Genomic DNA, 15,557 nt, shown 5'->3' with positions numbered 1-15,557 from the left:
GGGAGCTGTCGCCATCCCCTGATCAACCGCTGGCGCTTGCTGCTGCCGTTTATTGCTCGCGATCAAACTGCGACAACCACTCAACCAACATCGGGTGGTAACGGGTCAGCCCCTTGTACTCAATCAGTGGCGCTGGCAAATCTTTCATGACCCGGTGCAGCCGTCTGGCCCAATCCGGATTGGCACACAGGTCGTTCATGCTGGCCATGTAGGTCCGGATATTGATCGACAGGGCGTTGGAACGTGGCATCCGGTCGATCACTTGCAGTTCGACTCGCAAGTAAACCTTTTCACCCACATTGTCCGGGGTTACGGACGCTCTGTCGTTACCCCAGTGAGGGTATTCCTCAGGAGAGGTATCCATACGGGCATTCACCGTTAACGTCCAATTCAGGCGGCGTACCGGGCGATTAACCTGCATGGCGGTCAGATATTTTAATGCCCGTTCAAAAATTCCCAGCTCGTGAGCCATGGGAACCGGGCCATGCCATTCGCTGAAGCTCATGCCCGCATCAAAGGCCAGCGACCAGTCGGCCGGACAAGTGACTATACCGGCGTCCATAAACAGGTCGCCGTCGCGTTGATCCATCAAGGCAAGGTCACCCTGAACCTGACGGCCGATGTATTCCATCGGCGGCATCGGCAAGGTGCTGCTGTCACCAAAGGTAAAGGTATCGTCGATGTCCAGCAGAGTGTTCTGCCAGTGCCACTGGTCACCCTCTTTGCTGAGTTTGAACCAGTCCGGGTAATCCGCCGACAAGGCGTTCATGGCACGCTCGATCAAATCCCAGCAGGCCAGATCCATATGCGGCATGGCCAAGCAGCGTTTTGGGCTTTCAGCCAGTACCAGGCCGCGCTCGTGCATTTCTGACAGGTAGTGTTCATCAACATCGAACAGGTGTTCATACACACTGTCCGGCTCTCCCGGCAGAGCATGTGGCTCGATATTCACCGTGTAGTTGTATTGATCTTCCGGAAAAGGGAACGGAAAACGCTGAATGGCAAATTCACTGTTTGTGTAAGTAAAATCGTCCCGGAAAGTTTCAAGTTTGGTCGGTGTCACACGCATTACGTATCCCTCTTGGTTGGCATTGGCCCTGATGGGCAAATGCCCTGTTCTTGTTCTGGTGATTGGTTATGACAATCTTGGACTATAGATCCAACACCAGGGTTTTGCTTTTGGCTCGTGATACACACGGCATGATGCAATCGGCTTTCTCTGCGGCTCCGAGGTAATTATCCCGGTGCTCAACATCGCCTTCGAGTACTTTGGTCTGGCATTGGCCACAGACCCCGCCCCGGCACATATTGGGGATCTCGAGATCCGCAGCCTCAAGCGCTTCGAGCAAGCTTTCTTCGGCACCGATATCGATGGTTTGACCGCTGCGTTTTAGCGTCACGCTGAAGGGTTCACCAGGTTGCGGCGCGGCAAATTCTTCAAAGTGAATCAGGCTCGCCGGGTAACCGATCTGGGCAGCGTTCTGCCGCACGCCTTCAATCAGCAGCTCTGGGCCACAGATGTAAATATGGGTGCCGCGTGGCTGCTGCTTGAGCAACGCCGTCAGATCACAGCGATTACCGGCATCGGCGTCGTAACGCACACAGGCATCACCCAGCTGTTGTTGCAGCTGGTCGGCATACGCGCCGGTCTGCTTGCCACGGTAGCAGTAGTGCAATTCAAAATTGGCACCCTGACGCTGCATTTCCGGCAAGTAGGACATAAACGGTGTGATGCCCACACCACCGGCAATCAGCAGGTGTTTCTTGGCCCGCCAGAGCGGTGCAAACAGGTTCGCAGGCGGGGTAATTTCCAGTACGTCGCCAATCTGTACCTGGCTGTGCATGAATTCGGAGCCACCTCGGGAGACTTCCTGCAAGCGGACGGCAATTTTATACGCCTCGGTGTTGCTTGGATCACTCAGTAGCGAGTAAGCATTTTTCCACTTTTTGGCTTTGCCATTGGCATCGGTGCCCGACATGGTCACCACGACGTGGGAACCGGGAGAAAACGGCGACAAAGCGCCGTCGACGGCAACCAGGGTAAATTCCTTGATGGTCGGTGCGACCAGCTTCATATCACTGACGCGGACCATAAGATGATGGCTGGGGGTATTGGCTGTCATTACTGCATCTCCTCAGGTTCGAAAGTCTCGCTGCGATCTTCGGCATTAATCGATACGCCAACGTAAGCACCGTACAGGCGCGAGAAATGATCCCGTACCAGCAACTGTTCACCACAACCCGAACAGGTATGCGGTGAGTGCGTGACGTCTTCCATCAGGGTGTAACAGTGGGTGCAAAACAGGCGACGGCGATGACTGCTGGGCGCCATCAACTGAATCTGGTCGGGAGCAAAGTCCATCCCCAACAGGGTATTCCGGCAATCCCAGAGGAAGGGTTCATCACCAGCGACGTATACCGCAGCGGCTACCGGAGCATCCTCTAACAGTTTGAAGCTCTCCGCCTGGTCGTCACCAACCACCACCCAAAGAACGGTATTGTCAGGGTCGGCGATCGAAACACATTCATCATGCATTTGTTTCAGGCCTTGCTGGTCTTCATTCTGGGCAATAAATATTTGCCACTGTTTGCCACTGAGCAAGGTCAGTGGTTTATAGGATGGGCGGCTTTTGATTCGTTCGTCTAGCTCAATCGATTCGGTCGGGGTCATCGCTGGCTCCAGTGTTCATTCACAGACGTCCGCCTGCCAGTGTTATCCGGCGACGGGGATGCGGGTGTGAGCAGCAGCTCAACCACCACCTTCACGGCGCTGGCCAAAGAAACAACCTGTGCCATCGCTCGGTGGGTTAAAGGTGATGATGCTGCCTTTTTCAAAATAAAAAACGTCACCCACTTTGGCTTCAACGCGGTAACCGGTTTCATCACTAATGACCATGCCGCCTTCGACGATGATTTTCATCTCATGGTCGGTGTATTCACAAACCAGCGGCTCATCGGATTTTTCCATACGCGAGCAGCCGTCCAGACGGGCCTTGTCGGTATCGTCCAACTGGCTGACACCCTGCAACCAGGTATGGATACCGGGGCGGCTGATTCCCGCTTGCGGCGTTTTGATCGCTTGTGAAAAGTGGGTCATTGACATGGTTGTACTCTCACAGTCATTAATTATTCTGCGTTCACAATAAGCCAATCAGGAGCGTACCCGGGTGCGCTCAGGGTCATAAAACGGGGTGGTCGTGACCATCGCCGGAATACGTTTTTGCACCCCGTCAAGCTGGCCGACCTCCAGGTCGGTTCCGGGCGCAGCGGCATCTGGTGCCACCCGGCACAGGGCAATTTGCTGTTTCAGCAACGGCGAGAAGGTCGCGCTGGTCACCACGCCGACCGGGAAACGGCCGCCTTTGGCGAGTGGGAAATACACCTCGTCACCGTGGCTGACGGTCTCGGTACTGTCGATCAGCAACCCGACCAGTTTCTGGCGGCTTTCCGGTGCCTGACGCGCCAGCGCCGCCCGGCCGATAAAATCTTCTTCCTTGGTTTTCATCGGGACGGTAAAACCGATACCGGCTTCGTAAGGGCTGGTTTGTGGGCAAAATTCATAACCGGCAAAAATCAGCCCGGCTTCGATACGCAGCATATCCAGTGCCAGCAGCCCCATCGGCGCAATATCGAACGCTTGTCCAGCTTCCCAGATGGCGTCCCAGATGGCCGGGGCATCGTCCGGGTGGGTCCAGACTTCAAAACCCAGTTCACCGGTGTAACCGGTACGTGACACCATGACCGGTTGTCCGCTCTCGCCACCCAGACGACCGATGGTGAAGTGGAACCAGGCCAGGTCGGCAATATCCGGCTGATGCTCCGGCGTCCAGATCAGTTGGCTGAGCAGCTCACGGCTATTGGGGCCTTGTACGGCGACGTTATGCAGCTGGCTGGTGGATTCTTGTACCCGCACGGCAAACTGATGCTCACTGGCCAGCTGCTTCAGCCAGGTGCAGACAAACGAATCACCCGTCACCAGACGGAATGCCTGCGGCCCCATGCGGAACACGGTGCCGTCATCGATCATGCCACCGGTCACATGACACAGCGCGGTGTAGGAGATCTCTCCCACCGACAGCCGCCGGACATTACGGGTCAGCGCCAGCTGTAACAGCCGTTCGGCATCCGGGCCAACCACTTCAAATTTGCGTAACGCGGTCAGGTCGATCATCGCCACCCGTTCGCGACAGGCGAGGTATTCGGCAGTGGCACCCCAGCCGGAATATTCGTCAGCCAGCCAAAAACCCTTGTACTCACCGAAGTGTGTGGTCAGGGCGGAAGTGCGGGAATGGAAACCGGTTTGCTGAGTCATACGTGGAAGCTCCTCGGGAATATCCCGCCAGGCGACAGATCGTGGAAAAGTTTGCTCGGCATCGTAAACCCGGACGTGAATATCGGTCGGGCACCAGCCATTGGCGGAGTCAACATCATCAGGACAGGCGGAACTGAGACACAGCAAATCGCGCTGTGCCTGCATCAGGACGTAATCCCCCGGCCGCGACCAGGGTTCCTCGCCATACACCGCACCACAGTCACTGACAGTGGTATTAAAAAAGAAATTGATCGCAGGCCAGCCAGCACGGGGGGCAATCTGCCAGTCGCGCAGCTGGGTATTGAAATTGTCGGTACAGCTGGCATGACCAAAATAACCGGCGTCTTCATAAAAACGTGGCGTACAGGCCAGCATAAAGCTGTCGTGGCGACCGACGGTGTCTTGCACCACTTCCAGCATGATTTTCAGATTCTGGTCATAAAAACGCGAGTGCAGACCCGGCGTCGGCAAGCTGTGCCCCATCATGGTACGGGTCGCCACAGCATCCAGCATGGGAATGTCATGCGGAGATATTTCACCACGTCTGGCGGCTTCTACAGCGTCCAGGTCAAAGGCGATAAAATCGGAGCTTTGCTTGCCCTCGACATCAATCACCTGAATCCATTGCCCGGCCTTGACGGTATAGGCCCGGGCTGTGCTGTCGGGAATATGTAAATCCTGTACCGGTGGTGCCAACGGTTCCGGCAGGTTACCCGCAAATCGCGTGCTGCCGTGGCCAATTTCCACTTCTCCGGGGGCAATCTGGCTGTCCACCGCCATCGGGGCCGCCGGGGCCACCACCACCAGGGTCTGTTCCCGTTGCGCGGTCAAGGTGCAGCCGGCCATGATGGTCTCGGCAGGGATGCTCAGCACATCACTCAGATGCCCGGCCACCTGCCAGTCTTGCAACTGCTGACGAGCCTGCAGCGAGCGGCTGTCGCCCTGCTCCAGCAGACTCAGGGTGCCGTCGGCCACAACCGGTGTCAGCGCCAGGGTGCTATCGTTGGCGGTCAGCGCCGGCGCTGACACGTCATCACAACGAATGATCTCGACGCCTTGCAGTGGGTCGCTGCCGCTCAGTATCAGGGTATCCCCTGGTCGTAACAGCAATCGCAACACCATCTGGCCACACAGCCGATAACGGCGACAATGGTCTGGAATCCGGGATTGAGTCTGTGGTTGCAAAGCAAACGCCATAACAACTCCTGCTGGCTCTCACGTCATTCTGTGCGTCAACCCAGTGCAATTCCGGCCGTCCGGAGTCACTCTGGTGCATATTCGCCGTCAGACATACACAAAGCCTGGTTAACAAATGGTGGAAACAGAGCGGGTGTTGCTGTTTCCCTTCGGTTAAAAATATTTACTCAAGGGATTGTTGGTCTCAATACTCAGGAAGGGATACTCACTTGAGAATATTCCTTATCAAGGGGGATATAACGGGACAAATATCAGCCAAAATATCGAAACTGGCACAGCACCTGCTACCTGTCTTGCCCAAAGGTATTCTCTGGTCGTCGATCACGTCGCGGCCGGGACCATAATCGGAGGGAAATTCGATGACAGTGATTCAATCGAATGGCATGGCCCAGCCAATATCTGGCCGACTGCAGCGCTTGTTGGAATGGGTGATTTCATCACAACAAAGCCGTTACATCACTCCCCGACCTGTGCCTGCCGATGCACCGGAATTTACCCAGCGCCTGCTGCCTGATCTCGCTTGTGATATCTCCAGCTGCACTCAGCCGGCAACCGAACTGGCCACACTGCTGGTGCCACTACAATCCTGGTTGCAACAGCAGTTTCATCCGACCCGCCCCGACAGCCTGCTGCAAGCACTGTGGTTACCCGGTAGCCAGGACAACGGTTACCGCTGCGTCATGCTGGCCAATAGCGCGGAGATCACTCCGGTTAGCGACCCTGTCCATGTGCTGTTGCCTGCTGGCCACCGGATGCAATCCCTGACCCTGAAACAAGGGACAGCCTGGTTACTGGTGAACGGACAACATATCAAATCCCGAGACCAGGAATCGCTGGAGCAATGCCTGTCGCTGCTCAGCGAGCAACTGTGTCGTGGTCTGAATGGCTGGCAGCAACATCAACAACGGCTGCAACAAGCACTGAAAGATGAGCGCCAGTGGCACGCCGCCGAATTACATGACTCTGTCGCCCAGGTACTGGGATACCTGCGCATGAGCAGCGCCCGCTTGGCCAAACGCTGCGATAACAGTGCCGAACTGTCAGCTTTGTTACCTGAAGCCCAGGACCTCTCCGAGCAATGTCTGTTTGCCTATCGCCAGACCCGGGAACTGATTGCAACTTCCCGCCTGTCAACGTTGGCCAGTGAACTCGGTAATGAACTCAATCAGCTGGTAGAAGAATTTGAAGAGCGTTCAGCACTGGTGTTTGAGCTGGATAATCGTTGCGAAAATCTGCCACTGGATGACCACCAGGCCACCCAGTTGCTCTATATTGTGCGGGAATCTGTGTGTAATCTGGTGCGCCACGCTCATGCCAGTCATGCCCGTATTCGTCTCTATCAGGAAGCAGACGGCACACTGGTTTGTGCGATAGAAGATAATGGGCGCGGCATTCAGGCAGCCGCCAACAATGGCAGCTTCGGGCTACAGATCATGCAGGAGCGGGCACAGCGTATCGGTGCCAGCCTGACGATCGGTTCCCGCCAGCCCAGCGGTACTTGTGTCCGCTTGCAGCTGCCACTGACCCATCCACTCACTCAGGCCCGACACGACCGCCTGGCTGAACCATCCTTTCGGAAATAGCATTATGACTCCGTCATCCGGTATGACACCTGGTAGTCCACCCGGCCACTCATCCATCCCCCAGGCTGCCGCCCGTGTGGTGGTGGTTGATGACCACCCATTGTTTCGCCGTGGTGTTGTCCAGCTGCTGAACGACAGCGACCAATTCAGCGTTGCCGCCGACCTCGAACACGGTGGCGACCTGCTGGCCGTGCTGGCGCAACATCGGCCACAACTGGTACTGCTCGACCTCAATATGCCAGCAATCAGCGGCCTCGATTTACTTCGTCAGATTCGCCAGCACGAGATCGATACCAAGGTGGTGGTGATTACTGCCTCCGAGCATGACAGCGACCTGTTTGAAGCCCTCAGCAGTGGTGCCGATGGCTATCTGATGAAAGACACCGCCCCCGACGACATGCTGTCCCAGCTGGACGGGGTGTTAAGTGGCGAAGTCGCCCTCAACAATCACAGCGTCACCCTGCTGGCTCAAGCCTTCCGGCAACCAGGGCCAGGCGACCAGGATATCAGCCCTGCCACCACCGAATCCGACACACGGCTCCCGGGCGGCGTTGATCTGACAGCACGAGAGCGCCAGACTCTGACCCTGATTGCCCAAGGGCTGAACAACAAACTGATTGCCCGCGAACTGGGGATCAGCGACGGCACCGTCAAGGTCTATGTCAAAAGCCTGCTGCGTAAACTGAATCTGCATTCGCGGCTGGAGCTGGCTGCCTGGGTACACCAGCATCCGGATGCCGTGAGCCTGACGCTGTGAGCTGGCTGCGCCGTCAGTCCCGATCATTGCGGCACGCGGAGTCTGCGACGACCGATCTGCAACAGTTGCTCGACAGCCTGAGCGATGCCGTCTTGCAGCTCGACCAGCTCGGCCGCCTGACCTACGCCAACCAGGCCTGGCAGCAACTGAGTGGCCACACCATTACGAGTAGCCTGAACCAACCACTGGCTGATTTTCTGCACCCGCAGGATCGTGCCGCCTGGCTACAGCTGCTTAACGGCAGCAGCGACCTGACTGCCAGTGGTCCGTATCCGCCGCTCAAGTTACGCCTCGCCAGCCCGGACCGGCAGCCACTCTGGTGTGAATTACGCCTGCAAACCCTGGGGCCACAATCACCAAAGACCCGGCAATATTCTGCCACCCTGTGTGATATCTCTCTTCAGGAGCAGGAAGACCAGCAAAACCGTGCGACCCAGCGTGGCCTCAATGCTCTGGTGTCGCGCCTGCCAACAATGATTTACCGCTCTCGTAACGACCGCGACTGGACCATGGAATACGTCAGTGAAGGCTGTCTGGCCCTGACAGGGTACAGTGCCGACGATCTGGTCAGAATGACTCAGAAAAGTTATGGCCGGCTGATTCATCCGGCGGACGTCGACTACGTCTGGCAGCAGGTACAGGAAGCCCTGTCACAGCGCCGCAGCTTTGAACTGAACTATCGGCTGTTTCATACCAGCGGCCAGATGAACCATGTCACGGAAAAAGGCCATGGCGTCTATAGCAGTAACGGCAATGTCCTCGCCGTTGAAGGGGTGATTTTTGCCCGATCAGACTGGCACGATCAGGTCAAGTCAGCCTGATGGCAACGTCACCAGCCGCAGGCCTATAGCCCATAACGTTCTATTTTCTTGATTAACCCTTGCCGGGAGATACCCAATTGCCGGGCGGCCCGGGTACGGTTGCCGCTACATTGCAACAGCGCCTGCCCGATCAGTCGGATCTCCAGCGCCCTGACCTGCTCATCCAGGCTCGCTTCACTGAGAGGCACCTCAGCGACCGTACACTCGATGGCGGACGCCGGATTTCCGGCCACCGCTCCTGCCGTCGCAGGATACAGCAGCTGAATATCCTCCAGGGTAATTTGCCCTTCTGGGCAAATGGACGCCACGCTTTCGAGGGCATTCCTTAATTCCCGAACATTACCAGGCCAGGTCTGGCTCCGGAACCAGTGCATCGCCTCCGGGCTGAGCTGCCAGCTTTTACCTTGCTGTTGCTGCAAACGCGACAGGAATGCCTGCAGCAATACCGGTACATCTTCCTGTCGCTCCGACAGTGGCCGGGTTTCTATATTGACGCCTTTAATGCGGTAATACAGATCTTCGCGAAATTCAGCACCGCGTACCTTTTCGGCCAAATCGGCATTGGTGGCAGAGACCACCCGGATATCGATATGCTTTTGCTCGCGCCCTCCCACCGGGAAAAACGTGCCTTCCTGCAACACGCGTAATAACTTCACCTGCATTGCCAATGGCATTTCACCAATTTCATCCAGAAACAATGTGCCGCCATCGGCCAGGCTTAACAAACCGGCCTTGTCTTTTTCGGCTCCGGTAAACGCGCCTTTGACGTAGCCAAACAATTCACTTTCCAGCAAGTCGGCCGGTATCGCTCCACAATGCACCGATACAAAAGGCTTGTCCGAGCGATGACTCAGGTCGTGTAATGCCCGCGAGATCACTTCCTTGCCCGTTCCTGATGGCCCGGTGACCAGCACCCGCACGTCCGTGGGCGCGATACGCTCAATCAAGGCCCGCACTTTTTGTGCACTGGCCGAAAGGCCCAGATAGGCCGCCGCCCCTGATGGCTGCTGGCTGGACTGTTTCAGCTGCTGTAGCTCTCGCTCCAGCGTCGTCTTGATCAGCGCCCGCCGCACCACCACCGCCAGCATGTCAGGATCAATCGGCTTGGCGATAAAATCCCACGCTCCTTGCGCCACCGCTTGCAGCGCCAGATCACGATCGGCATGGCCGGTGATAATAATCACTGGCCGACCGTCAAAGTCAGCCATCGCCGCCAGGGTAACCTGGGGGTCAAACAGCGGCGGCATGGATAAATCCAGTAACACCAGGTCAGCCTCAAACGACACCAGCGCCTGACGGGCATCGTCCAGGCTGACGGCAGTTTTGACGTGATAACCCTGATTCGCCAACCAGCGACTGGCCAGCTCCCGAAATGCCGGCTCGTCATCCACCAGTAATATGCGTTGTTGTGTCTTGGCACGTGTCATAAAAGTTGCTCTGGCAAAAAGTCATTATTCTGTGTAACCACGGCAGCCGGTTCGACAGCAGATGCCGTTGCCGGGCGGCACGGTAACCGCAGCTCAAACGTTACCGGCCAATCGCTATCCTTGCGGTGATAAATCTGGCCTTGATGGGCATCGACAATACGCCGCACAATCGCCAACCCCAGACCACTGCCGCCTGCCCGCCGAGTGACAAATGGCTGAAACAGAGCATCCCCTTGCAGTCCGGCATCCACTTCCGGCCCGTTGTTGTGAACACGCACCAGCAGATATTGCCCCTCTTTCTCAGCCTCGATACACAAGTGGCCATCGGCCGCATTACGCAGGAACGACAGGGCATTATCGATCAGGTTAATAAACACCTGCTGCAGTCGTTGCGGGTCCCCTTCCAGCTCAAGTGTCTCGGCGATTTTCAGCTCACACACCACTCCGTCGGACGGAGCTTGCGCCAAGACATTCGCCACTAACGCCCGCAAGGGAATAACGCTGATTTGCAGAGTCAGACCGCCGGAATACACCAGCATATCGCTGACCAGCCGGTCTGCTCTCTTAAGCTGGGTTTGAATATGCTGGCGGGTGGCAACAGGTGCATCATAAGCCGCCATCGCAATGATATTCAGGGGATTACGCAACTCATGCGCCATCGCTGCCGACAGGCTACCCAGCTCGACCAGGTGCTGTTCATCCAGCCGTTTACGCTCCGCCGCCGCCAGCGCCAGCGAATGCTCCAACAAACCACAACTGGTCGAGAACAGCGACGCAAACACTTCCGCCGTCAGACGCATACCAGGGCTGGCATCGTCCCAACCCACCAACACAAAATGCCAGCCAGACGCTGATCGTGATAGCCGCAGCGCCAGCGCAGTGTGGTGGGATGGCTCCATCGGAACCGGCTTATCCAGCTGGATAGCGACCTTGTGGCGTATTTGTTGTGAGAGCAACTGCTCACCCAGACTGACCAGCTGAGACCAGTCTTCCGCTTCCTTTAACCGGGTTGACCAAGTCTCCAACACGGTTTCGTTCAGCGAAGCCCCCGGATAAATCAACCGCGATACCATCCGACTTAACGGCTGATAGATAAATGCAGCCACCACCAATACCAGCAACGAATACAACCACAGTTGCCAACTGGGCACGTTCGCCAATGCCTGTAAACCGATACGCCCGGACACCACCCCGATCACCGCAATCAGACACAGAATCACCAACATCATGGACACCCACAACAGTGCCCGGTTGGCAAAAGCATTGACCGACAGAATCTGATAACGCACCACGGCATACACCAGCAGCAGCAAGTAGGTAGGCAGCAGCAACATCGGATAGGGAAACCAGCTGATGCCAAAAGAAGGAAAAACAAAGCTGGTAGCCAGTAGCAGCCCCCAGGCTCCTACACCAAACATCGCCAGAATCGATCGCTTTTTATTACCCGAATGACGATACCAGCCAAACAATAATACTGCGTGTGCCAGTATACCGATCAGTACGGTATAAGATAAATTCCAGACACCCACGTCGGTAAAGACAAAAAAGTAACGGATATCCAAGGTGCCAATAGAATCTCCGGCACCCACCCACCAGCTTTGTAATACCACGGCAATACTGGTGGCATAAAACCAGGGAACCGTTTGATAAAGACGATCAAGTTTATCTTCTCTGGCAGCACCGGAGTTTACAAACCGAATCGCAAAGTGCAGGAAAAAAGTAGGCATCAGTGGATTGGCCAGAATTATATAAATACCAATACGTTCATAACCATGAAACAGCACCACATGGCCAAAACACCACACCGCCATCATGATGGCAAAACCAGCCAAGGCTTGCAGGTCGCTTTGTTTGCGAGCACGCCAGAGTAGCCAGGCCGCGACCAAAAAACCGCAAACACTGGAGACCAACATGGCGATTTCAAACATCAATGAGAGCTTCAAACTGTCAACCTCGCTTACACCACCATAGCAAACAATCGTAAACTTACTTTACAGTTCACACAAAAATTGATTTTTATCCTTAAAAATCAACAAGATAAAAACCAATAAAAATTGGCCTATCGATTGCTTGTAAGCAAATCATATTTCTTGATCTATCTCAAAATTTTATCTGTTTTTGGAGAAAGCAAAATGAATACTGGATTTTTCATGACGGAAGTCATCGCACTGTTCAGCATTGCTGGTTTGGCATTATTTCCTTTGGCCATCCAGAAAATGCGCACACTGGCCAGCAACAAGGCCAACTAGCGGACGACTTGATCAATCATTTTATCATTCACGGCTTTTGTTTTTTATAAAATAATAAAAGCTCTGGTTTAACACTATTGGAATGGCTATGGATCTCGACGTCGCTCTATTATCCAGATTGCAGTTCGCCTTTACGGTGAGCTTTCATATTATCTTCCCCAGCATTACTATTGGCCTGGCCACATTAATTGCTATCTGGGAAGGTTTATGGTTAAAAACCCACAACCCTTATTACTTGCAACTGGCCAAATTCTGGATAAAACCCTTTGCCATTACCTTTGGTATGGGCGTCGTATCCGGTATTGTTTTATCCTATGAATTCGGCACCAATTTTTCCAGGTTTTCGGAAATGACTGGCGCAGTATTAGGGCCATTAATGGCTTATGAAGTGCTAACGGCCTTTTTTATGGAAGCCGGTTTTCTTGGGGTGATGCTATTTGGCTGGCAGCGGGTTGGCCGCAAACTGCACTTCTTTGCCACCACGGTGGTGATGGTCGGCACCTGGTTTTCCGCATTCTGGATTATTGTTGCCAACTCCTGGATGCAAACCCCTGCCGGTTACATCATTGTCGATGGCCACTTTGAGGTGGCCAGCTGGATGGAAGTCATCTTCAACCCCTCCATGCCCTACCGCCTGATGCATATGCTGATGGCCTCGTTGATCACCGCCACCTTTGTGGTCGCCGGTATCAGTGCTTACTACCTATTAAAAAAACAGCATATTCCCTTCGCCCGCAAAGGCTTGTCCATGTGCATGTGGTTCGCTCTGGTCTTGACGCCATTACAAGCATGGGTGGGTGATATGCACGGCTTAAACGTCAAGGAGCACCAGCCAACCAAGCTGGCGGCGATTGAGGGCATTTGGCCTGCGGAAGAAAACAACGTACCACTACTGCTGTTTGCCATGCCGAACATGGCCACCGAATCCAACGATTATGAAATTGCGATTCCAAACCTTGGCAGCCTGCTGTTGACCCATAGCTGGGATGGCGCGCTGCAAGGCCTGAAAGCCGTACCGGCAGCAGATCGTCCCAACGTACCACTGGTGTTCTGGTCATTCCGGGTAATGGTCGGTATTGGCTTCGGCATGATCTGTATTGCCCTGCTGGCGCTGGCTTTACGTCGCAAAGAGCGCTTGTTTGAAAGCAAACCCCTTCTGGCACTGGTAACGCTGTTTACTCCCAGTGGAGTGATTGCGGTGCTCGCTGGCTGGTATGTGGTGGAAGTCGGTCGCCAGCCCTGGATTGTTTATAACCTGGTGCGTACCGCAGACATCGTATCGCCACTACCAGCCGAGCGGGTGTTGTTCACGCTGATCATGTTTGTGTTGATCTATACCTCCCTGCTGGGTGTTTACCTCTACTTCATGCGCAAATTGATTAAAAAAGGCCCACCCACCATGAACGCACTGGAAGAACAGTTGATTGGTATGGATGCCCCCGGCTATGCCCTCGCCTGGGTCAAAAACCTGAACCAACAAGAACGAGGAGCAAAATAATGGATTTGGCCTTGTTCTATTTTCTGTTATTGGGATTTTCCATCTTTATGTATGTGTTGCTGGATGGCTTTGACCTGGGGATCGGCATTCTCTACCCCTGGTTTGATCAGGATGGCGAACGTGACCACCTGATGCGCTCCATCTCACACGTCTGGGACGGTAATGAAACCTGGCTGGTATTTGGCGGCGTCATGCTATTTGCAGCCTTCCCTGCTGCCTATGCCGCGATTACCACGGTATTTTACCTGCCGATTATGCTGATGCTGTTTGCGCTGATTTTCCGGGGAGTGGCGTTTGAATATCGTTTCAAATCCGACACCTCGCGACCCTATTGGGATTTTGCCTTCAGCGCCGGTTCTGCCATTGCCGCTTTTTGCCAGGGCATGCTGCTAGGCTCTCTGGTGCAAGGTATTCCAGCAGGTAGTCACAGCCTGTCGAGCCTGCATTGGCTAACACCCTTTTCGGTATTGACGGGCTTTGCGGTTATGGCAGGTTACGCTTTATTAGCCGCCTGCTATCTCTATATGAAAAGTCGTGGCCAGATTCAGCAACACGCTGCCAAACTGGGAAAATACCTGCTGATGACCACCCTGTTCGCCATGGTGGCAGTGAGTTTATGGACCGTAATCAGTCAGCCAGCTATAAGGGATCGCTGGTTTACCGACAACCACTTTTTATTGTTGTCGCCACTGCCGATACTGACCTTTTTGGCAGCATTATTCGCCTGGCGAGGACTGCACAACCACCAACACGAAAGCCGCCCCTTCTGGTGTGCCGCCATCATCTTTTTGCTCAGCTTTGCCGGATTGGTTGTTGGTCTGTTTCCCTATCTGATACCGGGCCAGCTAACCTTTATGGCAGCAGCATCCCCCGACAGCAGCCTGTACTTTTTATTACCCGGCGTGTGTATTTTTATCCCGCTGATTTGCCTTTATACCTTATGGGGTTACCGGGTATTTTCCGGCAAGGTAGAAGATTATCAGGAGGGTTATTAATGAATGTAACCACTATTAAAAACAAGGTAGCCAGGCTCAAATCCTGGCAATGGTTTTTACTGCTGTATTTAATCGGTTTTACCGCCGTTTTTTCGATGTCCTACGGGATCAAACTACTGATGACCGGCTTGCCCTGAGCCACTCTGGTCAGGGACATCTTTTTAACTAGGACACCCACTTTAACTAGTAACTAGTAGTAACTAGGACACCCACTTTTATTTTCCGGTGAAATTGGCTGAAATTGGGACACCGGAATAAATTGGGACACCCATTTTTATTTTCAAGCTGCGGTATCCCACTTCAGGCTTTGCCAGACTAATCTGCCTGTTTTTGGTGGTCATTGGCAGGGCGAACTAGTGATAAAAAGGATAAATCTTGATCGTTGCACGTGATCAAGCCTCAGAGTATGTCTCTGATCGTCGTACCTGGTTTGGGAAATTCGCGGTGAGTGATTCGGATCAGCCCGCCAACAGCTTCCTGGCTGGTGCTATCCCGGTCGGTCGTTTGTAACCGAGTCGTTCGCAGGCAGAACGAACATTGGATTCGCTACCAACAAAGGTTGTGAAGCACTGCTCGAATTGCTGACTAATGGTCAGCCACTGATTGTCATCCAGCCCAATTCGGCTGAGGATCGGCGATACGCTTGTATCAATCGCGCCACGTTTATCGCCGCGAGCTATCCGCCCGGTTGCATCAACTAACGCCAGATAGTCACTCA

13 protein-coding genes and 1 pseudogene are annotated in these 15,557 nt (G+C 54.5%); 6 read left to right on the top strand and 8 right to left on the bottom strand.

Translation table 11 applies throughout. From position 1 onward, the window contains the following. Positions 1-49: 49 nt before the first annotated feature. From Q8W22_RS14795 to Q8W22_RS14775, 5 genes are all read right to left on the bottom strand, one after another. Positions 50-1,069 carry a DUF3445 domain-containing protein gene (locus Q8W22_RS14795; RefSeq protein ID WP_305452864.1) on the bottom strand — a complete coding sequence of 340 codons (1,020 nt, stop codon included), beginning with the start codon at positions 1,067-1,069 and terminating at the stop codon, positions 50-52. An 82-nt stretch (positions 1,070-1,151) separates the two neighbouring features. Continuing rightward, positions 1,152-2,123, bottom strand: a complete 972-nt coding sequence (locus Q8W22_RS14790) for a PDR/VanB family oxidoreductase (RefSeq protein ID WP_303432841.1) — start codon at positions 2,121-2,123, stop codon at positions 1,152-1,154. Beyond that, positions 2,123-2,671: a dimethylamine monooxygenase subunit DmmA family protein gene (locus Q8W22_RS14785; RefSeq protein WP_303432840.1), complete on the bottom strand. Its 549-nt coding sequence runs from the start codon at positions 2,669-2,671 to the stop codon at positions 2,123-2,125. The genes Q8W22_RS14790 and Q8W22_RS14785 overlap by 1 nt, the downstream gene beginning before the upstream one ends. Positions 2,672-2,749: 78 nt before the next feature. Beyond that, positions 2,750-3,103 (bottom strand): cupin domain-containing protein, encoded by a 354-nt coding sequence (locus tag Q8W22_RS14780; protein ID WP_303432839.1) that lies wholly within the window; start codon positions 3,101-3,103, stop codon positions 2,750-2,752. 48 nt (positions 3,104-3,151) lie between these two features. Beyond that, positions 3,152-5,509, bottom strand: a complete 2,358-nt coding sequence (locus Q8W22_RS14775) for a DUF1989 domain-containing protein (protein WP_305452863.1) — start codon at positions 5,507-5,509, stop codon at positions 3,152-3,154. Between the two features lie 359 nt (positions 5,510-5,868). On the opposite strand from Q8W22_RS14775, the gene Q8W22_RS14770 reads away from it, so the two are divergent. Genes Q8W22_RS14770 through Q8W22_RS14760 form a run of 3 tightly spaced genes read left to right on the top strand, consistent with a single transcriptional unit; the run spans position 5,869 to position 8,670 of the window. After that, positions 5,869-7,092 (top strand): sensor histidine kinase, encoded by a 1,224-nt coding sequence (locus tag Q8W22_RS14770; RefSeq protein ID WP_305452862.1) that lies wholly within the window; start codon positions 5,869-5,871, stop codon positions 7,090-7,092. A 4-nt stretch (positions 7,093-7,096) separates the two neighbouring features. Continuing rightward, entirely contained in the window at positions 7,097-7,849 is a 753-nt protein-coding gene (locus Q8W22_RS14765) for a response regulator (protein WP_303432834.1), read from the top strand. Next, positions 7,846-8,670: a PAS domain-containing protein gene (locus Q8W22_RS14760; RefSeq protein WP_303432833.1), complete on the top strand. Its 825-nt coding sequence runs from the start codon at positions 7,846-7,848 to the stop codon at positions 8,668-8,670. The genes Q8W22_RS14765 and Q8W22_RS14760 overlap by 4 nt, the downstream gene beginning before the upstream one ends. Positions 8,671-8,693: 23 nt before the next feature. Here Q8W22_RS14760 and Q8W22_RS14755 read toward each other — a convergent pair whose 3' ends face one another. Together Q8W22_RS14755 and Q8W22_RS14750 are read right to left on the bottom strand one after the other, a co-directional pair. Further along, positions 8,694-10,097: a sigma-54 dependent transcriptional regulator gene (locus Q8W22_RS14755; RefSeq protein WP_305452861.1), complete on the bottom strand. Its 1,404-nt coding sequence runs from the start codon at positions 10,095-10,097 to the stop codon at positions 8,694-8,696. Next, on the bottom strand, positions 10,094-12,040 hold the full coding sequence (locus tag Q8W22_RS14750) for a sensor histidine kinase (protein ID WP_305452860.1): 1,947 nt from the start codon (positions 12,038-12,040) through the stop codon (positions 10,094-10,096). Before Q8W22_RS14750 ends, Q8W22_RS14755 begins: the two co-directional genes overlap by 4 nt. Positions 12,041-12,434: 394 nt before the next feature. Here Q8W22_RS14750 and Q8W22_RS14745 point away from each other — a divergent pair, with 394 nt between their 5' ends. From Q8W22_RS14745 to Q8W22_RS14735, 3 genes are read left to right on the top strand one after another with little or no spacing between them, the layout of a single operon-like run. Then, positions 12,435-13,844, top strand: coding sequence for a cytochrome ubiquinol oxidase subunit I (locus Q8W22_RS14745; protein WP_305452859.1), 1,410 nt, complete (start codon positions 12,435-12,437; stop codon positions 13,842-13,844). Next, positions 13,844-14,839, top strand: coding sequence for a cytochrome d ubiquinol oxidase subunit II (gene cydB / locus Q8W22_RS14740; protein WP_305414346.1), 996 nt, complete (start codon positions 13,844-13,846; stop codon positions 14,837-14,839). The genes Q8W22_RS14745 and cydB overlap by 1 nt, the downstream gene beginning before the upstream one ends. Continuing rightward, entirely contained in the window at positions 14,839-14,976 is a 138-nt protein-coding gene (locus Q8W22_RS14735) for a hypothetical protein (protein ID WP_305452858.1), read from the top strand. Before cydB ends, Q8W22_RS14735 begins: the two co-directional genes overlap by 1 nt. Before the next feature lie 321 nt (positions 14,977-15,297). Here the strand turns inward: Q8W22_RS14735 and Q8W22_RS14730 are convergent. Next, positions 15,298-15,557, bottom strand: a pseudogene (locus Q8W22_RS14730) (transposase); the annotation flags it as partial.

It is taken from the genome of Oceanobacter sp. 1_MG-2023 (genome assembly GCF_030689025.1).
Lineage (GTDB): Bacteria > Pseudomonadota > Gammaproteobacteria > Pseudomonadales > Oceanobacteraceae > Oceanobacter.
Note: the sequence above shows the minus strand (reverse complement) of the source record. Positions and strands in the feature narration are given on the sequence as shown.